This is a genomic window from Ureibacillus sp. FSL W7-1570, assembly GCF_038593265.1.
Lineage (GTDB): Bacteria > Bacillota > Bacilli > Bacillales_A > Planococcaceae > Ureibacillus > Ureibacillus suwonensis.
Genome location: NZ_CP151979.1, coordinates 2,672,763 through 2,695,980 on the forward strand (window position 1 = coordinate 2,672,763; position 23,218 = coordinate 2,695,980).

22 protein-coding genes and 1 riboswitch are annotated in these 23,218 nt (G+C 40.3%); of the genes, 15 read left to right on the forward strand and 7 right to left on the reverse strand.

Translation table 11 applies throughout. The features are described from left to right. Positions 1–23: 23 nt before the first annotated feature. Positions 24–1,424 (reverse strand): polysaccharide deacetylase family protein, encoded by a 1,401-nt coding sequence (locus tag NST13_RS13290; RefSeq protein WP_342470562.1) that lies wholly within the window; start codon positions 1,422–1,424, stop codon positions 24–26. Positions 1,425–1,533: 109 nt separating this feature from the next. On the opposite strand from NST13_RS13290, the gene NST13_RS13295 reads away from it, so the two are divergent. Both NST13_RS13295 and NST13_RS13300 read left to right on the forward strand, forming a co-directional pair. Further along, positions 1,534–2,283: a threonine/serine exporter family protein gene (locus NST13_RS13295; RefSeq protein WP_342580788.1), complete on the forward strand. Its 750-nt coding sequence runs from the start codon at positions 1,534–1,536 to the stop codon at positions 2,281–2,283. 12 nt (positions 2,284–2,295) lie between these two features. Next, complete coding sequence (locus tag NST13_RS13300; RefSeq protein ID WP_342470560.1) at positions 2,296–2,775, forward strand: threonine/serine exporter family protein; 480 nt, start codon at positions 2,296–2,298, stop codon at positions 2,773–2,775. 51 nt (positions 2,776–2,826) lie between these two features. Here the strand turns inward: NST13_RS13300 and NST13_RS13305 are convergent, their stop codons facing one another. Then, complete coding sequence (locus NST13_RS13305; RefSeq protein WP_342580789.1) at positions 2,827–4,839, reverse strand: EAL domain-containing protein; 2,013 nt, start codon at positions 4,837–4,839, stop codon at positions 2,827–2,829. Between the two features lie 181 nt (positions 4,840–5,020). On the opposite strand from NST13_RS13305, the gene NST13_RS13310 reads away from it, so the two are divergent. From NST13_RS13310 to NST13_RS13320, 3 genes are read left to right on the forward strand one after another with little or no spacing between them, the layout of a single operon-like run. Next, on the forward strand, positions 5,021–5,944 hold the full coding sequence (locus tag NST13_RS13310) for a DMT family transporter (RefSeq protein ID WP_342471194.1): 924 nt from the start codon (positions 5,021–5,023) through the stop codon (positions 5,942–5,944). Positions 5,945–5,996: 52 nt separating this feature from the next. Beyond that, on the forward strand, positions 5,997–7,727 hold the full coding sequence (locus tag NST13_RS13315) for an ABC transporter ATP-binding protein (protein WP_342580790.1): 1,731 nt from the start codon (positions 5,997–5,999) through the stop codon (positions 7,725–7,727). Then, on the forward strand, positions 7,727–9,547 hold the full coding sequence (locus tag NST13_RS13320) for an ABC transporter ATP-binding protein (RefSeq protein WP_342581861.1): 1,821 nt from the start codon (positions 7,727–7,729) through the stop codon (positions 9,545–9,547). The genes NST13_RS13315 and NST13_RS13320 overlap by 1 nt, the downstream gene beginning before the upstream one ends. Positions 9,548–9,735: 188 nt before the next feature. On the opposite strand, the gene NST13_RS13325 is transcribed toward NST13_RS13320, so the two are convergent. The 3 genes from NST13_RS13325 to NST13_RS13335 are packed head-to-tail and all read right to left on the reverse strand — an operon-like array spanning position 9,736 to position 11,578. Further along, on the reverse strand, positions 9,736–10,341 hold the full coding sequence (locus NST13_RS13325) for an ABC-2 transporter permease (protein WP_096549837.1): 606 nt from the start codon (positions 10,339–10,341) through the stop codon (positions 9,736–9,738). After that, on the reverse strand, positions 10,335–11,201 hold the full coding sequence (locus tag NST13_RS13330; RefSeq protein WP_342580791.1) for an ABC transporter ATP-binding protein: 867 nt from the start codon (positions 11,199–11,201) through the stop codon (positions 10,335–10,337). The genes NST13_RS13325 and NST13_RS13330 overlap by 7 nt, the downstream gene beginning before the upstream one ends. Further along, a complete protein-coding gene (locus tag NST13_RS13335) occupies positions 11,201–11,578 on the reverse strand; it encodes a GntR family transcriptional regulator (protein ID WP_016837682.1) in 378 nt (125 codons plus the stop codon). The genes NST13_RS13330 and NST13_RS13335 overlap by 1 nt, the downstream gene beginning before the upstream one ends. 389 nt (positions 11,579–11,967) lie before the next feature. Between NST13_RS13335 and NST13_RS13340 the strand changes: the two genes are divergently transcribed. From NST13_RS13340 to NST13_RS13365, 6 genes are all read left to right on the forward strand, one after another. Next, positions 11,968–12,846: a GNAT family N-acetyltransferase gene (locus NST13_RS13340; protein WP_342580792.1), complete on the forward strand. Its 879-nt coding sequence runs from the start codon at positions 11,968–11,970 to the stop codon at positions 12,844–12,846. Between the two features lie 98 nt (positions 12,847–12,944). Further along, positions 12,945–13,886: a 1,4-dihydroxy-2-naphthoate polyprenyltransferase gene (locus NST13_RS13345; protein ID WP_342580793.1), complete on the forward strand. Its 942-nt coding sequence runs from the start codon at positions 12,945–12,947 to the stop codon at positions 13,884–13,886. Between the two features lie 351 nt (positions 13,887–14,237). Then, positions 14,238–15,251 carry a methionine ABC transporter ATP-binding protein gene (locus NST13_RS13350; RefSeq protein ID WP_141601123.1) on the forward strand — a complete coding sequence of 338 codons (1,014 nt, stop codon included), beginning with the start codon at positions 14,238–14,240 and terminating at the stop codon, positions 15,249–15,251. Then, positions 15,241–15,915 carry a methionine ABC transporter permease gene (locus NST13_RS13355; RefSeq protein WP_208650903.1) on the forward strand — a complete coding sequence of 225 codons (675 nt, stop codon included), beginning with the start codon at positions 15,241–15,243 and terminating at the stop codon, positions 15,913–15,915. Before NST13_RS13350 ends, NST13_RS13355 begins: the two co-directional genes overlap by 11 nt. A gap of 19 nt (positions 15,916–15,934) precedes the next feature. Further along, positions 15,935–16,777 (forward strand): MetQ/NlpA family ABC transporter substrate-binding protein, encoded by an 843-nt coding sequence (locus tag NST13_RS13360; protein ID WP_245989572.1) that lies wholly within the window; start codon positions 15,935–15,937, stop codon positions 16,775–16,777. A 91-nt stretch (positions 16,778–16,868) separates the two neighbouring features. Continuing rightward, complete coding sequence (locus NST13_RS13365; RefSeq protein WP_342580794.1) at positions 16,869–17,024, forward strand: hypothetical protein; 156 nt, start codon at positions 16,869–16,871, stop codon at positions 17,022–17,024. Between the two features lie 272 nt (positions 17,025–17,296). Here NST13_RS13365 and NST13_RS13370 read toward each other — a convergent pair whose 3' ends face one another. Both NST13_RS13370 and NST13_RS13375 read right to left on the reverse strand, forming a co-directional pair. Then, on the reverse strand, positions 17,297–18,232 hold the full coding sequence (locus NST13_RS13370) for an aldo/keto reductase (RefSeq protein ID WP_208650930.1): 936 nt from the start codon (positions 18,230–18,232) through the stop codon (positions 17,297–17,299). A gap of 701 nt (positions 18,233–18,933) precedes the next feature. Then, a complete protein-coding gene (locus tag NST13_RS13375; RefSeq protein ID WP_342580795.1) occupies positions 18,934–19,773 on the reverse strand; it encodes a serine protease in 840 nt (279 codons plus the stop codon). Between the two features lie 205 nt (positions 19,774–19,978). Here NST13_RS13375 and NST13_RS13380 point away from each other — a divergent pair, with 205 nt between their 5' ends. The 4 genes from NST13_RS13380 to thpR all read left to right on the forward strand — a co-directional run bounded on the left by NST13_RS13380 (position 19,979) and on the right by thpR (position 23,157). Next, positions 19,979–21,670, forward strand: coding sequence for an FAD-dependent oxidoreductase (locus tag NST13_RS13380; RefSeq protein WP_342580796.1), 1,692 nt, complete (start codon positions 19,979–19,981; stop codon positions 21,668–21,670). Positions 21,671–21,750: 80 nt separating this feature from the next. Continuing rightward, a riboswitch (guanidine-I (ykkC/yxkD leader) is annotated at positions 21,751–21,842 on the forward strand. A gap of 40 nt (positions 21,843–21,882) precedes the next feature. Next, positions 21,883–22,224: an SMR family transporter gene (locus tag NST13_RS13385; RefSeq protein WP_208650927.1), complete on the forward strand. Its 342-nt coding sequence runs from the start codon at positions 21,883–21,885 to the stop codon at positions 22,222–22,224. Continuing rightward, positions 22,224–22,541: a multidrug efflux SMR transporter gene (locus tag NST13_RS13390; RefSeq protein ID WP_342471192.1), complete on the forward strand. Its 318-nt coding sequence runs from the start codon at positions 22,224–22,226 to the stop codon at positions 22,539–22,541. Before NST13_RS13385 ends, NST13_RS13390 begins: the two co-directional genes overlap by 1 nt. A gap of 40 nt (positions 22,542–22,581) precedes the next feature. Next, a complete protein-coding gene (thpR, locus tag NST13_RS13395; protein WP_342580797.1) occupies positions 22,582–23,157 on the forward strand; it encodes an RNA 2',3'-cyclic phosphodiesterase in 576 nt (191 codons plus the stop codon). The last annotated feature ends 61 nt before the right edge of the window (positions 23,158–23,218 follow it).

The window sequence follows — 23,218 nt, forward strand, 5'->3', positions numbered from 1 at the left end:
CTTAGGGATTAATCCATCCATTCTCAATTTTTTTCTGCCAAGATTTCGCTAACAGTTACACATTCGTAACCTTCCTGCTGCAAATAGGCCAATACGCTTTCGAGTCCATCGGCTGTTGATTGATGGATGTCATGCATTAAGATGATTGCGCCATCGTATAAATTTGCTTGAACGACAGGCAATATTTTATTTGGATCGCGGTATTTCCAATCATAAGTATCAATCGTCCATAAAACCACCGGCAGATTAATTAGACTTTCAACGGTTTGATTCGTCGCACCATAAGGAGGTCTGAATACAGTCGGATATTCCCCGGTTATATCATGAATTATTTGGCTTGTGTAATCTACTTGCCAAGCCACCTGGGAGTTATTCTGTTTTGTCAATACAGGATGATTGTATGTATGATTGCCGATTTCATGGCCGCGATTTAATACTTCATGCACAATGTCCCTATTTTTTTCAACTTGTTTTCCAAGCATGAAGAATGTGGCCTTTGCATTGTATCGATCCAAAGTATCCAGAATTTGCATTGTCACTTGTGGATGAGGGCCATCATCAAAAGTAAGAGCGACTTTCTTTTTAGGAGTGACAATGGTTACTGCGCTCGTTTCATTGCTTTGGAAATCGGATGACAAAATCGGGTTCAAGAAAGAGATCGGAATGCTGATGGCTGCTGAACCGGCACTTTCTTGGGCAAATTCTCCCTGGTTAAAATAAAATACAATCGAATCGTTTGTCACTGCAAAAAGATTGAAATGATTCCAACTTGGTGATGTCAATTCTTCGAGCTTTTCATCAATCACATTTGCACCATAATCATTTTCCAGTTCGGAACGTAGATAGTTTGCAAGCAAATCCAGATTTCCGATATCATTATTGAACAATGCCTGGGCATCAACGATTTCTCCTGTTGCTTTATGGAAGGTGAAAGTTTTAAAAGTTTCATGATAGGAAACTTGATCATATGACAATTGTTTCTTTAGTACGATTGAATAATATTTGTCATTCACATCATTTATTTCCGTCGTGATAGTCAAATCGCCGATCGTTTTGTTTTCGCTGTTTTCATTTTTTTCATTTAACGTTCGAATGTAAACGCGTTTTGCATCTTCTATGTATTGATTAATTTGTTCATTCACCAAATCGAAAGGAGTTTTCGGATACTCTAACGAATATGGTATTAAATCATCCGTGGATGATTCTGAGAAGATTTGAATGTCAGGAAACGGCGATTCTTTTTCTTCGGTTAGAGAGGAAACATCTAACGGATCTTCTGTTGTGGCCGATACGGTCGGCTGTTGAAATTTAAACTGGCCAGTAATGGAAACGGTAATAATGATGACTGTGGTTAATGCAATGATGGAACCAATCAATAGAAAGTCAATCCATGCACCACGTTTGGACTTGCGGCAGCGTTTCATCTTCGGTAGCTCTCCTCTCAGTAAACATCCTAAAATATGAAATAAGAAAAACTTGAGATTTGCCCTTCTGTTCGATATGATGGCAAGGAAAGAAAGGGAGAATTTGACAATGACATATGAAAAGAACGATGATTTGGCGCTAGATTGCTTGTTGTTGGCGGGACAAATAATGATGGAAAGCGGTGCTGAGACTTATCGGGTTGAGGATACAATGCTCAGAATGGCTCGCTCCCAAAACTTGGACGCCCAAAGTTATGTAACGCCAACGGGAATCATTCTTTCTCTCGGTGAACAACAGAAAACCAAAATTATATCTATATCAAATCGGATTACCGATTTGCATAAAATTGCGAAAGTGAATAACATTTCTAGAAAGCTTACACTTAAAATAATAACATTAGAAGAAGCCTATGACGAGTTAAGAATGGTACAAAAAACGAACTATTTTCTACCAATTTGGTTGCAGATTTTAATGTCCGCAGTGTCTAGTGCCTGCTTCCTAATTTTGTTCAGAGGTGTTTGGTCCGATATGCCTGCCGCGTTTTTGGCAGGGGGTGCCGGGTACCTTGCTTTATTGGCCATTCAACATGTATCAAAAGTGAAATTTTTCTCTGAGTTCTTTGCTTCCTTTATCGTAGCGCTTGTTGCCTTTTTTGCTGTCAGATTTGGGTTTGGATATGAGCTCGACAAAATAATCATTAGCGGAGTGATGCCGCTCGTTCCGGGAATTTTAATTACCAATGCCGTCCGGGATTTGATGGCCGGCCATTTGACGGCGGGAATTGCCAAAGGTACGGAAGCATTTTTGACCGCTTTTGCCATCGGATCGGGCGTGGCGGTTGTTGTGGTATTTCATTAAGGGGTAATGGTTATGGAATATTTGATTCAGCTATTTTTCAGTTTTCTTGCAACTGCAAGCCTTTGCGTCATTTTCAATGCACCGATTAAAGCCATTCCCTATTGCGGATGGGTCGGGGCCGTTGGATGGCTGATTTATTATATTGCTTTGGAGTCGCAATTGACGGAAGTTATTGCATCCTTTTTGGGAGCGTTTGTCGTTGCCGTTTGCGCCCAAATGTATGCGAGAAGGTTAAAAACGCCGATGATTGTGTTCATTGTTTCAGGAATCATTCCTTTGGTGCCTGGTGGACTTGCTTACAATACAATGCGTTACTTTGTGGAACAAAATTATACGCTAGGGCTTGAGACGGGCATTCGGGCGTTTTTAATTTCAGGGGCGATTGCAATGGGAATCGTATTTTCAGAAGTAATCTTTCAGTTATCCATAAAATTTATGAAGAAAAGTCTGACGTCGATGCAATCGTTTATACGAAATAAGAGGCAGCAATAACCGGACGAAAAAGGCTACTCAAAAGTGGAAAGATGAGTAGCCTTTTTTCTGTTATGAGGGCAAAAGTTGCGGAATTTTATCTGCTGTGACAGGTTTGCTGATCAAGTAGCCCTGAATGGCATCACAATCATATTGCTCCAATAATTGTTTTTGTTCTTCCGTTTCTACACCTTCTGCAAGGACTGTCAGATTCATTGATTTTCCGAAATGGACGATGCCGTTAATTAGGCGCTGCGTTTTATCGGATTTTGTGAGGGACTGAATATACGTTTGGTCAATTTTTAAAATTTGGATCGGCAATAATTGCATGTAGCGGAAGGATGCATAGCCTGTTCCAAAGTCGTCCAATACAAAGGTGATGCCTTCTTCCTCCAATTTGCGCATTTGCTGGATGATGGATGTTTCCGCTTCCGCTTCCAATGCAAATTTTTCGGTAATCTCCAATTGGACAAGATTGGCAGGGCAACCGGTTTTCATCAATGTATCTAATATGAATTTCGCCATGTTTTTATCCCTGAATTCACGCACGGATAAGTTAATTCCCACTTTTAATTCAATGCCTTGCTGCTGCCACTGGGCTGCTTGTTTACATGCTTCTTCAATCATAAAGGAACCGATGTTGTTGATCAGTCCGGATTCTTCAGCAACAGGGATCAACTCGTCAGGGCTCACTACACCGATTTCTTCATCTTCCCATCTGACGAAAGCTTCCACCGCATAAATTTTTCCGGTTTTTAAATCTACTTGCGGTTGATACAATACTTTTAAATTATGCTGGTCAAGAGCAAGCAGCAAACGCTTTTCGATGATGGATTTTCGGCTCAATTTTTTATGGGCGGATTCGGAAAGGGATAAAATGTTATCTCCACCCGCTTTGCGAACATCCGCAATGGTTGCAAGGGAAGCGTTCATTAATTGGGTAAAGTTCGATTGATCTTGCGGGGAACGGGTGATTCCGCCGCTGATTGTAATCGGCATTGCACGATGGCCTATATAAATCGGATGTTGTTTCAAATAAGTCAAAAATCCCTGAATGAACCATTCGCCAAGAGGAGTGATGACAATAAAATCGCTCTCGTTCACACGGGCAAGGACGCTGTCTTGGAAATAAATTTTCAAGCGTTTTGTGAATTCCAAAATGAAGTTGCTTTCAACTTCAACATTATGAAGTTCTTTTAGCGTATAAAATTTGTCGATGCTTAAGTAAACAAAATAAAAATTTTGCTGTTCCGCAATCATTTTTTTTACGACGTTTTCTAAGCGGTGAACATTCATTAGGCCGGTTTCCGCATCAACATAGGCGATTTTTTCCAGTTTTTGTTGCAATTCTTTTTCATTTGTAATATCCTGCTCAATTAATATGTAGCTGTATTTTTGTTCTTTTTGAGAATACGTAGGGATGGCCGTCAAATGTACCCAATAAGTTTCGCCGGTTTTTTTCGTTTTTTGGACATCGCCTTGCCAAATTTTTCCCTTTGAGATGGTATTCCAAATGGTGTCGGCCATTTGTTGGCTTTCTTCATCTTCGGGGAACAATTGCCAAAAGTTTTTCTTCAGCACGCGTTTTGGAGTCCATTTGCTTGTTTTTAAAAACAATGGATTGCAACTGATAATGAATCCTTCGTGATCCAAATTCACTACCATAAAAGATGAAAGAATTCCGTTCTTTAAATCGTTCAGTTCCTGTTCCGAATCGCCCAAGAAGGCAAATTGCTCTTCCGGGAAACAATAGAACGCGATGGAATGCTCACCGTTTATCAAACATGGAATAATAATGATGTCCGCTTTGCTCAGCGTTTCATTTTTGTGGAGCAATTGTATATTATTGATTCGTATAAATTCTTGAGCATCCAAAATGCGTTGCCACATATTTTCAGATAAAGTAGATAATAATTGGTCCTTTAGGGTATTAATGTTCTTAAAATCTTCCTTTTTATAGCCTAAATATTGTTCACAGATTGGATTCCAAATGGTAATTTGTCCATTTTTATTTAATGCAAAAGACGGGAAAGGAGCATCCAGCAGCAATTTTTCTTCACAGCTTTGCATTATTTTAAGATTCATTATTCCTTCTCCTTGCGTATCGTTATTTTATACCATGTTCATTATAAATAATTTGAAGGAAATCGTCACTATAGTAAGTCAATCATTTTTTTAAAAAATTCAATAATATTACTTTAGAACTAAATTAATAGAAGTATTTTACAGCCTCATCCTTGAATTTGAAGAAAAGGAAGTTACTATGATGAAACATATAAAGGGAATCATGTTGATTGTCACCGGTGCAATGATGTGGGGGACAACAGGGCCGTTGACGGAGTGGATATTGAAAAGTTCGGGAATGACGGTGAATTTCCTGCTGACAGTAAGGCTGCTTGTAGCGGGGATTGGCATTTTAGGGTTCTTACAGATGACAAAAAAGCCGGTTTTTGAAGTATGGAAGACGAAATATTGGGGACGCCAATTAGTCGTTTATAGCATTGCCGGAATGCTCGGGCTGCAATATTCCTTCACAACGACCATTCAAGAAAGTAATGCGGTTTTTGCAACGCTGCTCCAGTTTTTGGGACCGCTTTTCATTGTGGCGTATACATCAATCAAAGTCCGGATGTGGCCGCCAAGATACCAGGTATTAGGGATTATCGGCACGCTTTTGGGATTGTTTCTGCTATTGACCAATGCAAAGTTTGATCAGTTATTGGTAAGCAAGGAAGCGATTTTTTGGGGGCTGATATTAGGGATCACTTTTGCCATCTATACGCTGTATCCCGTTCGTCTGATGGGCGAGTGGGGGGTTTTGCTTGTCGTTGGATGGGGAATGTTGATTGGCGGAATCGTGTTGGGAACCGGAACATTGATTTGGCGGAGTGAAGAATGGATATTGCTTTCCAATTTAAAAATTTTCCTTATTATGGCTTGTATCATTTTCTTCAGCACCATTGCATTCGTGTTGTTTTTGAGCAGCATGAAATATATCAGTCCGGTGTTGACAAGCATTTTATCCACCATGGAACCATTGACGACAATGGTGATTTCCGTTGCCGTATTTTCAACTTCTTTCGGGTTTTGGCAAGTGATTGGGATTTTCCTTATGCTGATATGCGTCACTTGGATTTCCGTCGCCAGTGAGAAGGATGAAAAATACAGCGATGGTGAACATATAAATTAAAGAAGTTTTTTAGTTGTTCAGGGAGCAGAGTCTCTTGGAATGGGGTGTGTTTGTGAAAGTCGTTTTAGGTTATTTGAAGCCATATAAATGGTACGCCATTTTTGCACTTGTTCTTATGTTGGCGGAGCTGGCGGCGGAACTGGTGCAACCGTTGATCATTGCAAAAATCATCGACGACGGGATTGTATTGAAAGATTTCCATGTCATTTCCCTATGGGGATGCATATTGTTGGGAATTGCGTTCATCGCCTTTACCTGCGGGATTATCAATACATATTATTCATCTCATGCGGCCCAAAGTTTTGCTTTTGATTTGAGAAATGCATTGTTCAGCAAAATCCAATCTTTTTCCATGGCAACCTATTTGAAATATCCGACATCCAGTTTAATTACAAGGCTCACGAACGATGTGCAGCAAGTCCAAAGCATTTTATTTATGAGTTTGCGTATAATGCTTCGCGCACCTTTATCCGTCGTATTAAGCCTGATGATGGCCTTTTTCGTCAATGCCAAGATGGCGATGATGTTAATGATTGGCACACCGATTCTTGCCCTCTTTTTATATGTGATTGTGAAAAAGGGGAGTCAGCTCTTCAGCGAAGTGCAACGGCGCATGGACAAGCTGAACCGGGCATTGCAGGAAAGCTTGCAGGCCATTTATCTGGTGAAAGCTTTCATGAGAAATGCATATGAAATGGAGAAGTTCCATCGGGTCGCAGAAGATTTGAAAGTGGATACGATGAAAGCCCTTCGAACGATGGAATTGATGATGCCGGTTATGACCTTTGTGCTGAATGTCAGTTTATTGTCCGCCATCTGGTATGGAGCACGGGAAATAAGCATGAATCAGGCGCAAGTCGGGGAATTGGTGGCAGTGGTCAACTACGCTTTGCGGATTACGGGATACTTTGGCATGTTCGCCTTTATTTTGAACGGTTTTTCCCGCGCAAAAGCTTCCAGTGAACGGATGGCGGAAATATTGATCATGGAAGAGGGGCTTGAAAGAGACTGTGAACGTAATGGGAAGAGCGTTTCACAAGATGAAAATGACATGGTTCGATTTAATGGGGTGTCCTTCACCTACCCGAATACGGACAAGCCCGTTCTTCAAAATATCACTTTTGAAGTGAAGAAAGGTGAAAAGTTGGCGATTATGGGGGCGACCGGTTCAGGGAAATCCACGCTGCTCAGTTTAATTCCACGTTTTTATGACCCGACGGAAGGGGCGATCGAGGTCAGAGGGAAGAATATCAAAGACTGGCCGTTAAAGGAATTGCGCAGCATAATCGGCTATGTTCCGCAAAAATCACTGCTCTTCACCGGTTCCATTGAAGACAATGTGAAATGGGGGAGACGGGAAGCGGCATTTGATGAAGTGGTGGCTGCCACAAAGATGGCGCAAATTCATGATACCATTTCCGCTTTTCCGGAAGGATACGGCACCATGGTTGGACAGAAGGGCGTCAATTTATCCGGTGGTCAAAAACAACGGTTATCCATTGCAAGGGCGTTGATCCGGAAACCGCAAATCTTAATTTTGGACGATAGCACAAGTGCGTTGGATGTGAAAACGGAAGCGGCGCTATGGGAGGCGCTTAAAGGTACGGAGGCCACAATGCTCGTTGTGACACAGAAAATCCATACAGCCAAAGGGGCGGATCGCATTGTATTGTTGGATGAAGGGGAAATGGCTGCCATTGGAACCCATGAGGAATTAATGAAAACGAGCAGGCTGTATCAGCAAATCGTAGGCTCCCAGGAGGAACAGGTGGGTGATGAATGATGGACATTTTAAAGAAACCATTTGGCTATGAACCGGCTTTGACAAAGGCAGATTTGAAAAATGCGGGTAAAAAGAAAGGCCCCCGGGCAAGCGATTGGAAGAAAACGCTCCTCCGCATATGGCAACTCGTCGATGAACAGAGGGGATTATTGATTGTCGTTTTCATCATGGTCATCATCAGTTCACTTGCGGGTTTGCTGGGTCCTTATTTGATTGGCCGTATGATTGATAAATATATCATCCCCAAAGAATTTCAAGGGATGCTTCCGCTCATCCTCCAACTCATTGGCATCTATGTTGTCTATGCAGTGACGCTGTTTATGCAAAACTATTGGATGGTCGGCATTGCGCAAACGGTCGTTTACAAAATGAGAGCGGGCGCCTTCAATCATTTGCTGAAGCTTCCGGTATCTTATTTTGATAAAAGACAGCACGGCCAGATTATGAGCCGTCTGACAAACGATATTGAAACGGTGAGCACGACGCTGAACTCTTCGTTTATTCAAGTTTTTTCAAGTATTTTAACCCTTGCCGGCACCATTGTGGTCATGCTTTCTTTAAGCCCTCTATTGACGTTGATTACGATGATTGTCATTCCGCTCATGTATTTTGCTATGAGATGGATTACAAAAAGAACGGGAAAGTTGTTTAAAGAGCAACAAGCGGCCCTTGGCGATTTGAACGGGATGATTGAAGAAACGATTTCCGGCCAAAGCATTGTTAAGGCTTTTTCCCAGGAAGAGTTTGTGAAAAAGGAATTTTATGAAAAAAGTAAACGTTTGAAGAATGTCGGATTTTGGGCGCTAGTTTATTCCGGCTATATTCCAAAAGTCTTTAACTTTCTAAACAATATGAGCTTTGCCATTATTGCCGGCATCGGCGGAATTTTTGCCTATAATGGATGGGTGACGATTGGGACGATTGTGATTTTTACAGAATATGCCCGGCAGTTTACCCGCCCGTTAAATGAATTGGCAAACCAAATCAATACGGTATTGTCTGCCATAGCAGGGGCGGAACGGGTATTTTCCATTATGGATGAGAAAGTGGAAGATGACGGAGGGAATCTTCCCGAAAATTATCGAATTCGCGGAGAGGTAGAATTTCGACAAGTCTCTTTTCAATATGACAAATCCGACACTCTGCAAAATTTGAATTTTCATGTCACTCCAGGTCAAACGGTGGCGTTCGTTGGTCCAACCGGTGCCGGCAAAACGACAACGATGATGTTAATTGCCCGTCTTTATGATGCAACAAGCGGCGAAATATTGATTGATGGACATAATATTCGGGAATTTAAGCGTTCCACCCTTAGACGTCAAATGGCATTTGTGCTGCAAGATTCGTTTTTATTTGAAGCCACAGTCCGTGAAAACATCCGCTATGGAAGGCTTGATGCAACCGATGAAGAAGTGGTGGATGCAGCAAAAAAAGCCAATGCTCATGATTTCATTATGAAGTTGTCAAAAGGCTATGACACAGTGTTAAAAGCGGATGGTAGTGAAATTTCGCAAGGTCAAAAACAATTGTTATCGATTGCAAGAGCATTTTTAGCAAATCCTGCAATTTTGTTATTGGATGAAGCGACAAGTAGCATCGATACTGTAACGGAAAAGAAAATTCAAGAGGCATTAGAGGAGTTAATGAAAGGACGAACTAGCTTTGTCATCGCCCATCGATTAAATACCGTTCGTCATGCAGATATCGTGTTTGTGATGAAAGACGGAAGAATTGCAGAATCGGGGTCTCAGCAAGAATTAATCGAAAAAGATGGAATTTATGCAAATATGTTAAAACAATCAAAAGGAGGGGGAGTTTAGAAAGGTGTAACTTTCTAAACACTCGCCCCGTAACTCAATCAATTTTTTACAAAAAAGCTTTTTGCAGCTCGTTCACTTTATTAGTTATGTCCCAGCCTCGTAACCTGATTTCAAACATTTCCATAATTTTATTTTCAGGATCTTTTAGATGTTACGTCAAATTTTAAAAATCCTTTTAACAATCGTCTCTAAAAAACTTTTCTACTATATATTCGAATCGAGAGTATCCACGAAAGAACATAAAGAAGCCCAACCGATAATATTATGCCAAGATAAAACAGGGAATTATCCAAAGATAGTACCGTTTGGACTAGCTCTCTTACTCTATCATTCAAATTAGGTATAAAGCTTAGGGTAACCATATAAACAACAAACACACCACCAAATCCAATTAATAAATATTTACTGTTAAATAGATAAGAAAATGGGAAAGCAAATGAAATTAAACCCATTACAATGCTCGTAATAAACAATAATATTTCCCATTGCATGATTTCTCTATGAATCATCCAATTTCCTATAAAAATAGTCAGCAGAGTAAGAAAAATAAAAATTAGCGCACCAATATACTTTGAACTGACAATTTCCTTTCGTGTATATGGTAAAGAATTTAAAAGCAGATTAGCTGACGATGTTTCATCCGTTTGAAAAGCATTCATGATGATTACAATACAAAAAACGATAGCCACCCAAGAAGTAGAAACATTTACAAATAAATAGACAAACAAAAATAACAACATGAATGGCAATGTTTTCTTCTGTAATATCATATCTTTACGAATAAGATTTAGCATCTCTCTTCCCCTTTCTTTGTATATAGCATAATATCCTCAAGTGTCGGTTTCTCTATAATGACCGTATCACCAAAAATATTTTTTGTACGTTGTTTATTCGCTGTCAATGCTCGGAATCCGTGATTAGTTTTATGAATTCCGATAAATTCTTGTTCTGTATCACGATCTAATAGATTCGTTCCTCCTTTTACTATTGCGAATTCCTCTTCGATTTTATAATACTCTTTTGTAAAGATATGTTGCCCATTATGAATAAAGGTTATATAATCTGCTATTCGATCTAAATCTGTCGTAATGTGCGTTGAAAAAAGGATTGTTCTTTCTCCATTCTGCATAAGGTTGTGTAGGATATTTAATAATTCACTGCGAATGATTGGATCTAATCCCGATGTCGGTTCATCCATGATAATTAACTCAGCATGGTGGGATAATGCAATGGTTAATGAGGCTTTCATCTTCATCCCTTTTGAAAAGGTTTTTAAATTTTTCTTTAAAGGCAGTTCAAACATATCTATATATTGATTAAATAAGGTATCATCCCATTTACGATAGGCAGGTTTAATAATTTTCTTCATTTCAGCCAATGTAATATTTTCATAAAAAATGTTACTATCGAACACAAAGCCGATTCGTTGTTTTATTTCTTTTTCATTTTTTTTATAATCCATACCAAAAATAGAAATTGTTCCACTATCCGGTTTTAACAAATTCATTATCAGCTTGATGGTTGTGGATTTTCCTGCCCCATTACCACCGATAAACCCTGTAACAAAGCCTTTCTTAACTGAGATAGATAAGTCTTTCAATTCAAATCCTTTAAAAGCCTTATATACATGCTGTAATTCAATTACATTTTCCATCATGTATCCTCCTTATATAACAATGTAAGAAGTTCTTTTAATTCTTCTAATTCTATCCCTACTTCTTTACTATTTTGAATTGCAGATAAAAGTTGTTCTTCAATGACTTTCATTTTCCTTTCCAGAATCATTTCATTATTTTGTTCACATACAAACGATCCTTTTCCAACTATTGAGTAAATAAAGCCATCATTTTCAAGTTCTTCATATGCTCGCTTTGTTGTAATGACACTTATATTTAAATCCTTCGCTAATTGACGCATGGAAGGCAGGGACTCGCCAGGTTTTAGTTCATTCGTTAAAATTTGTTTCTTTATTTGAGCATAAATTTGCCTATAAATCGGTTCTTTAGATTGGTTCGAAATTATAACTTGCATGCAAAAACCTCTCTCGAAAAAAATGTATATATTATATATATACATTTTACACATTATTGAATTGGCAAACAATACCTTTTTAGGGTATTTCCTTATGAAAAAAATGGGTGAAATTCGTCCAAGCTATATATCTCAAGGGGAGTTGAAAAACGCCCGAAACTTTAACGGATACAACTGCACTCGGCTGTCTCAACATGACTTTTCAAACGGTTACTTTTAGAAATATTTGACGTTTTATTAACGAAGAATGGATGAAGCGATGAAACTTGAGAGAAAAGGTGAAAAAGAGCGAATGACGTAATTTATGGGAATGTGATGCAGCTTGTTGCAGTGGGCGAATGCTTTGTCTAAAATGTTAAAAGTAAAAGAAATAGATCGGAGTATTAAAGATGAACATTGCCTTTATGACCACATCGTTACCTATAGATGAAGAAACATATCAAGAAATTCAAAATTTATCTCGATTTGCAACAGAAGTGGACCAATGCCCTTATTCCTATGCTTTAAATCTACCTTTATTAAATAAAACATATAGCAGGGGATTTTGCATCCTTGCTTACGATGAAGAAACAAATGAGTTAGTTGGTCTTATTACGGCGGTAGATCGAATTGGTTTGGATACATATGAATGGACCATGCTAGTTGATCCTATGTACAGACAAACAGGCATAGATGATGCATTACTTAGTTTATTATCAAAAGCTTTTAAAGATCGACACGCTGTTGGAGAATTAGTAGTTGTCCTAGAAAATGACCTATACGGAAGAAAAATCATTGAAAAATACGGATATACATATAGCTTTTCGGAAGCGACTTTTGAAGCGGAAGCGGAAATGGTTGAAATGAATGATTCTATATATATAAGACCGTATAACGAATCTACGGATTTGGACCCCCTTGTTGAAATATTTAGAGAAACATTTGGCGACCTCAGGGAAGAAACAATCGAACTCATTGAATTGAATACAAAAGTTCCAGGAAGAGTGATTTGGGTTGCAGAAAAGGATGGGGAAGTTGTCGGAACTGTAACTACTTCAAAGGAAGAAATGAACCAGTGGATTACTTCCTTAGCAGTACATCCCCTCCATCAACGAAAAGGGATTGCGACAGCTTTATTGAACTGGGTGAAAGACTTTGCTTATCGAAGCGGAGCAAAACAAATTTTCCTTCAAGTAGAGATGGAAAATGAACAAGCTTTATCAGTTTATCAAAAGGCTGGATTCCAGAAGACAATTCAAATAGATTTTTATGCGTATGGGGAATCTTGATTGCCTAATGAATATAAGTCCACAATAAAATTGTGGGCTTCTTTTCATGTCATTTCATAAGTACCTGTGAATCATTTGAATTTGTTATAATTATTTTCATGAATGATAGAAAGAGGATGAAACCAGTTATGGAAAAGAATCAGGAAATTTCATCATTAAAGCTTATGTGGCAGATGACTCGTCCACATACGTTAACGGCAACTTTTGCGCCGGTCATTTTAGGGACGGTAATGGCACTGTATGATACAAAGATCGATTGGTTGCTATTTCTGGCGATGATGATTGCGTGTTTGGCACTTCAAATTGCGACAAATTTATTTAATGAATATTACGATTTCAAGCGAGGGCTGGATACGGAAGAATCGGTTGGCATTGGTGGAGGAATCGTTCGCCACGGCTTGAAGCCGAAAAATGTATTGATGGTAGCGATTCTTTTATATGTGCTGGCTGCTATCATCGGTGTATACATTTGCGCCAATTCCAGCTGGTGGCTGGTAGCAATTGGTGCATTTGGCATGGCGGTAGGATATTTATATACGGGTGGCCCGCTGCCAATCGCTTATACCCCATTTGGAGAACTGTTTGCGGGGGCGTTGATGGGAACCGCATTCGTATTGATCGCGTATTTTATTCAAACCGGGGAAATTACGTCTCTTGCTTTTCTTCTTTCCATTCCATCAGGGATATTAGTCGGCGGGATCAATATGTCGAACAACATTCGGGATATTGAGGAAGATAAGCGGGGCGGCAGAAAAACGCTGGCCATTTTAATCGGACGGAAAAATGCGGTGCGGTTATTGGCGTTCGCCTTTGTCATCTCCTATCTTTGGATTATCGGATTAGTGGCGGCTGGAAGCATCAGCCCTTGGGCATTGGTGGTGTTCTTAAGTGTGAAAAAACCGGTGGATGCTATCAAAGGTTTCCAAAAAGGTGAGAAGGAACCGCAATTTATGAAAGTGGCCATGAAATCCACAGCCATGACGAATACGATTTTTTGCTTCTTATTATCGGCTGGATTGTTGGTCGGATATATCTTTTAATAGGATCGCTTCCTTTTGGGAGGCGGTTTTTTTTTATTAATAATTTTTTTGGTAGTATTTCTAATAAATAAGGTTGGAACCTGGTTTTTATGTTTTCTTTTTTTAAAATTCTTAAATTCAAAATCATATTAATATATTGACAAAATAAACATAGGTGGGTAGTATCTAAATTATCAAATTCCTAATTACTTTATAACATTAATAGGATAAAGCGTTTTTCGTTCAGATATGGTCGACGCTTTAGTTTTATTTTATTCCAAAATCCTAGTAAAACAATAAAAATAAAATGATATATTATTTTAATAATTTTTAATCAGGTTTTCTTCATCCTGGTTCAAAAGAGGGAGCTTTATGATCGAAATTCAGAATGTAACAAAGGAATATGATACAAAGAATGGCACTGTTGTTGGGGTGGACAATGTATCTTTGACCATACGGGAAGGAGAAATTTTCGGGATCGTCGGTTATTCAGGGGCAGGGAAAAGTTCCTTGCTCCGGTGCATCAATCTGCTGGAACGTCCAACAAAGGGAACGATTAAGGTGGATGGGGTGGATTTGACGAAATTAAAAGGAGAATCATTGCGTCGGGCAAGACTTAAAATTGGCATGATTTTTCAACATTTCTACCTCATCAGCCAAAAAACCGTTTTTGAAAATGTCGCTTTCGCTTTAAAAGCGGCAAAGGTTCCGAAAGATCAAATCAAACCGAGAGTGGAAGAACTGCTGGAAATGGTGGGGTTATCTGATAAAAAGGATGTTTATCCTGCGCAACTCAGTGGCGGCCAAAAACAAAGGGTGGCCATCGCCCGGGCTCTTGCCAATAATCCAACGGTACTGTTATGTGATGAGGCCACTTCTGCCCTCGATCCTAAGACAACCAAATCCATTTTAAAATTGTTGAAAAAAATCAATAAAGAATTGAACATTACAATCGTTTTGATCACCCATGAAATGGACGTTGTAAAAGAAATTTGCGATCGGATGGCGGTCATGGAGAAGGGAAGAATCATTGAAGAGGGCCGCGTTTATGATATTTTCGCAAGTCCGAAAGAGCAACTCACAAAAGAGTTTATCTCCAGCGTTATTTCTTATGATATTCCAGAAGCCATTCTTCTAGAATGCACCGGAACGATCGTGAAAGTGACTTTCAAAGGGAAAGTGGCTGGAGAGGGTGTCATTTCGGATACGCTAAAAGTACACCAAGTAGACGGCAACTTCCTACATGGATCCATTGAATATATTCAAGATGAACCACTGGGCATTTTTATAATGGAGTTAAAAGGGGAAAAACAGGAAATTGAAAAAGCCTTAAGATATATCGAAAACCGTGCCGCTCAAGTGGAGGTGATCAATTATGGAATTTGATATTAATCATCTAATCGAGCTGATTCCGGAAATCAATACCGCTTTTTTTCAAACCATCTATATGATTTCCATCTCATTAATTGTAGCTGTAGTGATCGGGTTGCCTATCGGGGTGATTCTTTACATCACGGATAAAGGTTTGTTTATGGAGAATGGGATTATACATAACATTTTAGGTTTTATTGTGAATTTGATCCGTTCGATTCCTTTCCTCATTTTGCTTGTCGCGTTAATTCCATTTACTAATTTTCTTGTTGGGACAACGATTGGACCAACGGCAGCAAGCGTTTCATTATCGGTGGCGGCCATTCCCTTTTTTGCAAGAATTGTAGAAAGTGCATTAAGGGAAATTGATAAAGGGGTCATCGAAGCGGCCATTGCATCTGGAGCAACCCCTTGGATGATCATTTGGCATGTATTATTGTTGGAGTCCCGTTCCGGCATCATATCAGGTATAACCCTTACTTTAATCAGTTTGATTGGATTTTCGGCAATGGCCGGTACTGTCGGTGGAGGCGGTATAGGGGATTTGGCCATCCGCTTTGGTTATTACCGATATGACGATACGATCATGATTACAACTGTGTTGATTTTAATTATTTTGGTTCAAGTAATTCAATTTGCCGGTGATTTTATCGCCAAATTAGTTGATAAAAGAAAATAAAAAGAAAGGAAGAATGATTGTGAAAAAGTTTTTAGCAACATTTTTAGTCTTTTTAGTTGCGGTACTTCTTGTTGCATGCAACAGTAATTCAAGTGAAAAAAGTAAAGCAGATTCAACTTCATCAGAATCAAAAGAAATTAAAATTGGGGCAACAGCCGGACCATACAGCGATATGGTGAAAAAAGCCATTAAACCAGGTTTGGAAGAAAAAGGGTATAAAGTTGAGATTGTGGAATTCAGCGACTATATCCAACCAAATAAAGCATTAAATGAGGGATCTATTCAAGCAAACTTATTCCAACACACAATTTATCTTGAAAACTTTGAGAAAGAAAACAATATGGATTTGACAGCGTTAATTACGGTTCCAACTGCGCCAATGGGCATTTACTCAAACAAATATAAATCTTTGGATGAAGTGGAAGACGGGGCTACAATCACAATTCCAAACGACCCGACAAATGCTGCCCGCGCATTCAATACACTTCAAGATGAAGGGCTTATTAAAATTGATCCGAATGCAGATCCACTAAAAGTGTCTGAAAAAGACATCATTGAAAATCCGAAAAACTTGAAATTCCAACCATTAGAAGCAGGACAATTGCCACGTTCTGTGGATAGCGCCGATTTGGCAGCTGTACCAGGCAATTATGCGTTGGCAGCCAATATGAACTTGTTGGATGCGTTGGCGTTGGAAAACATGCTTGATCAATACCGCAATGTAGTGGCTGTGAAAGCGGAGGATGAAGATTCCCAACTTGCCAAAGATTTGATTGAAGTTGTTCAATCCGAAGAATTTGAAAAAGTAATTGATGCAGAGTTCGAAGGTTTTGGAAAACCTGAATGGATGAAAAATAGATAAGTTTGAATTGAGGCAGCTTTCTCTAATTGGAAGCTGCCTATTTTATTTGAAAAGTTGCCTTTTTTATAGTTGGGGTTTACGGAGTTTTTGATTGGCGGAAATGTTTGTGATATTGGCGGATTATTTTATGAAAATGGCGAATAAATGCGCAAGATTGGCGGATATCTCGCTGTGGAGAAACCTAAATAATTCGGATGGCGGATATATTTGTGATATTGGCGGATTATTTTATGAAAATGGCGAATAAATGTGCAAGATTGGCGGATATCCCGCTGTGGAGAAACCTAAATAATTCGGATGGCGGATATATTTGCGATATTGGCGGATTTTCTTATGAAAGTGGCGAATAAATGCGCAAGATTGGCGGATATCCCACTTCGGACAATCCTAAATTTTTCGATTGGCGGATATGTTCACATATTTGACGGATATCTAGCCAAGATTGGCGGAAATCCCGCACAAAAAAAGAGAGCGGAGGGAAAACATATCGCTTTCTTCTTCCGCTCGGTTAGGAACGACTTAATCCAATTTAAACAACTCATCAATTGCTTGAATTTCCTCTTTGCTCAAAGACACATCGGCTGTTTTTAAATTGTTCAACACCTGCTCAGCCCGCTTTGCCCCTGGAATAATGGCCGTCACGGCTTCCTGTGCCAAATACCAGGCAAGGACGATATTGGCCACTTCCACATTTTTCGATTGGGCGATTGGGCGCAGCCGTTCCACTTTTTCCACGATTTGATCGTAAACCTCTTTTTGGAAGAACTGCGAATTTTTCCGGTATTCGGGAATTTCCGTGTCCTTTGTGTATTTCCCTGTAAGCAGCCCCGAAGCTAATGGGAAGTAGGGGATAAAGGCGATGTTGTGCTCAAGAACATACGGGAACAACTCTTTTTCCGCTTCCCGGTGAATCAGGTTATAGTGTCCCTGATAAACGTCCACATAGCTGTCTTGATTGGCTTCCTGCAATTGGGCCAAGGAAAAATTGGAAACGCCAATGGCCCGAATCTTTCCTTCATCCTTTAATTCCTTCAATGCGCCAATGGCTTCGTTTTTTGGCGTATGTTCATCAGGGAAATGGATATAGAGCAAGTCGATGTAGTCCGTTTTTAAGCGGCGCAAGCTTTTTTCCACTTCCGCCTTCAAAAAAGAAGGGGAATTGTCCATAACCCTTTGACCATTCACCATTTTTGGACCAACCTTCGTTGCAATGACCAACTCGCTTCGGTTGCCCAGCTCTTGGATGACTTCACCGATGAGCTCCTCGGAACGTCCCAATCCATATATGTAGGCCGTATCGATAAAGTTGATGCCATTTTCGATGGCAACGCGGACCACTTCTTTGCCTTCCGCTTCATCCAAATTTGGGTGAATATTGTGACCACCTACCGCATTTGCTCCTAAGCCGACCGGATGGACGTAAAGATTGGTTTTGCCTAAACGCACTTTCTCCATAAAATCATGCCCCCTTTGTTTATTAATTACTTTACTAAAATTCAAAAAATTTACAAGTATATGAGTTTCTAAGGAAATTTCAAAGGAAAATGGTGTCGATAAACCCTTGAATAAACAGCGGTTGTCGAATATTTCGCTTATTTTGTAAGTCATTTGAAAGTGGCCATCAGATTGAAAGATTTTTTATAGGAGCATTCGGACATTTATTGTCAACTTTAGTTGACAATGGAGGCGCCTCAAAGTACGAATCTTGTAAAAAATGCATGGAATTTTGATGCTTTTTTCATATAACGAACGGTTCATTGCAAGATTTCCTAAATACATTAATAAAGCTCCAACAATGAAGAACATCCACTCTTTAAATATCAACCAAGGTTTACAAAATTAATTTGGTAGAGAAATCTCTGTGTCGAAAATAACAGATAGTAATTTTCCTATATAAAAATAACAATCTTCTAAAAAATGAGCAGGCAAAAAATAAATTGAAAATCCTTATAAAAGGAGTTTAATTCTTAAAAGATATCAACCAAGTTTACAAAACAAATTGACTGCCAAAAGGATATGTCGAATAAAGAAGCAAAACAAATTGTTATTTCAAAAAAATAATTAGATCCGGTGAATTAAATATTGACACTAAACTTTGTTATATCAAAAAATCAATTCTGTCGTATCGTTTCGAATCAATCTTAAAGCTTCTTCCATCAGGAGCCTGTTGTCGAATGGGGGGATGATGAATTGCTCATCCTTTCCTGCAAATATGCAACAGGGATAAAGAGCCCCACTTGGCCAAATTTTTCATGATCCAAAGTGGCGAAGATGATGCCGATTACTTTCCCGTCATCATTGATTACTGGGCTGCCGCTGTTTCCCCGATATACCGGCGCATCGATCATATATACTTCCTCTTCCCAATCCGCAAGCAAAACAGGTTCCAGCACATGCCCTTCATTGGCGATGCCCGTAAAGTAAAGGGGATTGCCGATGATATAAATGGATTCTTGTTGGAGATATTGATATTTTTCACTCAGCGTCAAATAGGGCAGGTCTTTTCCATCCACCTGCAATAAGGCCAAGTCCACTTCGGGATACGTGGCCACAACCTCTCCTTTATATAAGCCATTATCAGGGAAACTGACCTTAATCGTGAGGGCGTCGTCAATGACATGTTCGTTTGTAACGATCAAACCGTTTTCCGAAATGGAAAATCCTGTACCCTTTCCGTCCTCTGTCGTTATTTGAACAACCGCTTTTTTATAAGATTGAATTTCTTTTTGGGATGACAGTCTTGCCGAAGTCTTCAGAAACTCAATGGCGGGGATGGAATAGATTTCAAAAATCACGGCAAAGGTGCTGAAGGCAAGGATAATGGCCATCAACAAAGCCATCATTTTCCTGAATCTGCGGGGTTTTTTGGCGATTTCTTCTTCTTTTAGCCGATCTTCCCTCTCTTTTTCAAGCGCCTCCTTTTGCGCCTCCAATACAATTTCTAAGAATTCCTCTTCATTCATCGGTTCTTGCTCATGTTTTTCTTCATTGGCCATGTCACCACTCCTTTTAAGGTCCGCTCCTTATCTTGGGTATCCTTAATTTCATTCTCCGAAAAAAGATTCGTTGACAAAATACCTATAGGGGTATATATTTTAATTAAATAATTGAAAGTGAACAAAAGTCTTCGATGTTTTTGTTTCTCAGATTTGCCACAAGGCGATCATTACCTTTTAGGGTATAAAGGACAGGAGTGATTACATGAAAAAAGTGTTGATTGTTGGAGGCGTAGCAGGAGGAGCCAGTGCTGCCGCAAGAATTCGCCGGTTGGATGAACAGGCGCGAATCATCATGTTTGAAAAGGGGCCACACGTATCCTTTTCCAACTGTTCCTTGCCGTATTATTTGGGCGGGGTGGTAGCATCAAAAGAAAAATTGGTGCTAATGACGCCGGAGAGTTTTAAAACGAAGTACAATATCGAAGCCCGCGTCAATCAGGAAGTCATTCACATTCATCGGGATGAAAAAACGGTGGAAGTGAAAAATCTGGAAACGAATGAAGTGTATAAAGAAAGCTATGATGTTTTAATTTTATCACCTGGAGCGAGTCCAGTCGTCCCTCCGTTTGAAGGGGTGAATCTGCCGCATGTATTTACGGTGAGAAATGTGGTGGATATCGACCGCTTGCATCAATACGTGAGCCGGTCCAATGTGGAAAGCGTCGCAATCATTGGCGGAGGCTTTATAGGTGTCGAAGTGGCGGAAAATTTAAGGGAAGCGGGAAAAGAAGTCACATTGGTGGAATATGCTCCTCAAATCATGGCGCCATTTGATGAAGATATGGTGCAAATTCTTCATAAAGAAATGATGGATCATGGCGTTCAATTGATTGTCGGTGATGGGCTGAAAAAAATTACGGAACATTCCATAGAACTCAACTCCGGAAAACAAGTGGAGGCCCAAGCGGTGGTGCTGGCCATTGGAGTGAAGCCGGAAGTGGCGCTTGCCAAGGAAGCGGGGCTTGAAATTGGGGAGCTTGGAGGCATTAAAGTCAATGCCAATTATCAAACGTCCGACCCATCCATTTATGCCGTGGGGGATGCCATTGAAGTATATCATCGCTTGACCCGCAGACCGACAAGGCTCGCTTTGGCCGGACCGGCTGTCAGACAGGCGAGGGCGGCTGCGGACCATATTTATGGCCATAAGCAGGAAAATAAAGGGGTTATCGGTTCCTCTGTCGTAAAAATTTTCGATTTAAATTGCGCTGTAACCGGGTTAAATGAGCGGGCGGCAAAAGAGGCGAACATTCAATATGACAGTGTTTATATCATCGCGCCGGATAAAGTGGGAATCATGCCGGACAGCCATCCGCTCCATTTCAAATTGATTTTTGAAGTGCCGACGGGAAGAATCCTCGGGGCCCAGGCCATCGGAAAAGGAAATGCAGACAAACGCATCGATGTGATTGCCACATTAGTTACGTTGGGCGGCACGCTGGAAGATTTGAAAGAGTTGGAATTGGCCTACTCCCCGATTTACAGCACGGCGCGGGATGTGGTGAATATCGCGGCTCTTGTGGGACTGAACATCTTACACGATGATTATAAACAAGTGCACGTTTCCGAAGTGCGCGGCTTGGTGGAGCAAGGGGCAACCTTCATTGATGTTCGTGAGAAGAACGAATTTGAACGGGGGCATTTGGTGAATGCCATCAACATCCCATTGAGCGAATTGCGGGAGCGGGTCGATGAAATTCCCCGCGACAAGCCGGTATACTTGCATTGCCGTTCCGGTCAGCGGAGTTACAATGCGGTGAAAATGTTGCAAAACTTAGGATTTACAAATGTCTACAACGTTTCCGGTTCCTTCTTGGGCATTTCTTTATATGAATACTTCATAGATGTGACCACTGGCCGGGACAAAATCGTCACTGACTATAATTTCAAATGATCCGTTCACTGAACCTGATTAAATCGCTTACCATTGAATCTTTCTTGCCTATATGGCAAAATGATATACAACCGAACACGGGAAACGTTTTCTAGGGTTCCGCTGCATTGCAGGACTGGTCCGAGAGAAAACGGCGCATTTGCGTACACGGAAGGATAAAAGCCTGGGAGATAAATCTATCTCTTTAGGCTTTTTTTATTGGAGGAATGGAAATGAACAAACATTGGATGACCGTTTATGTTGCCGCATTATTTGAAGTGCTGTGGGTGATCGGCCTTGCCCATGCGGATCGTTTCCTTGAATGGGCTGGAACAGTCTGCGCGATTTTCTTGAGCAATTACTTATTGATCCGGGCATCTCAATTTTTGCCCGCAGGAACGGTCTATTCGGTTTTTGTCGGATTAGGAAGCTTAGGGGCGGTCATTAGCGATATTGTATTCTTTGGAGAGCCTTTTCATCTGTTAAAGATATGCTTCATTTTGTTCATTATTGCAGGGGTTGTTGGGTTGCAGCTTTTGACGGATGAAGATGCCGGAAAGGGGGATGAAGAGTGATGGCATGGGGGGCGCTTATACTTGCCGGTTTATTTGAAACATTGGTAGTTGCGTCGATGAATCAATTTGCCGTCCGCCGCAGCTGGCAGCCGATTGCGTTATTCATCGGAAGTTTTGGAGGGAGCTTGGTTTTATTGCAATATGCCATGCAAACGATTCCGATGGGAACCGCCTATGCCGTTTGGACGGGAATCGGTGTTGTGGGGGGTACCCTGGTAGGTATAATCTTTTACAATGAATCAGGAAATTGGAAGAGAATATTGTGCATTTTTGCCATTCTTGTGGCGACAATTGGTTTAAAATTGTTGGAGGGGTAAATACTATAATGAGTTCATTCAAGAGGAACGGGGGATTGCGTTGTCAAAGCACCATTATTTTTTTGCAGTGAAATTGCCGAAAGAAGCGAAAGAATTTTTATATGAGTGGATTCAAGCGAGAAAAGGGGATTTTCCATTTGCACGCTGGGTTCATCCGGAAGATTACCATATAACTCTGGCTTTTTTGGGGTTTGCTGAAAAGAAGAAGCTGGAGCAAGCGATAGAGAAAGTGAAGCCCATTTTGGAAAAGGAAGTTTCATTCACATTAACATTGAATTCCATCGGCGTTTTCGGTCCACAAAAAGCTCCCCGCATTTTTTGGGCGGATGTGGAATCTTCAGAACAGCTCTTTTCCATTCAAAAAGAGGTTTATCAGCAATGTGTGGAGACGGGATTTCAATTGGATAAAAAACCTTTCCGCCCGCATATCACATTGGCGAGAAAATGGAATAGCGGGGATGCTTTTGACATAAAAACATTGATGCAGATTCGTGAGGAAAACGGAAATACTTTCTCCTTCAACGTGACGGAAGTCGTTCTTTATGAAACCCATTTGGATCGGACACCGAAGTATGTTGAGTATGCAAATTTTCCTCTGGCCGTCCCGGGAGCCTGATTTCAATTCATAAGCTTGCCCCCTTTGAAATAGGATAGGGATAAGAAAGGCGAAGGGGCTG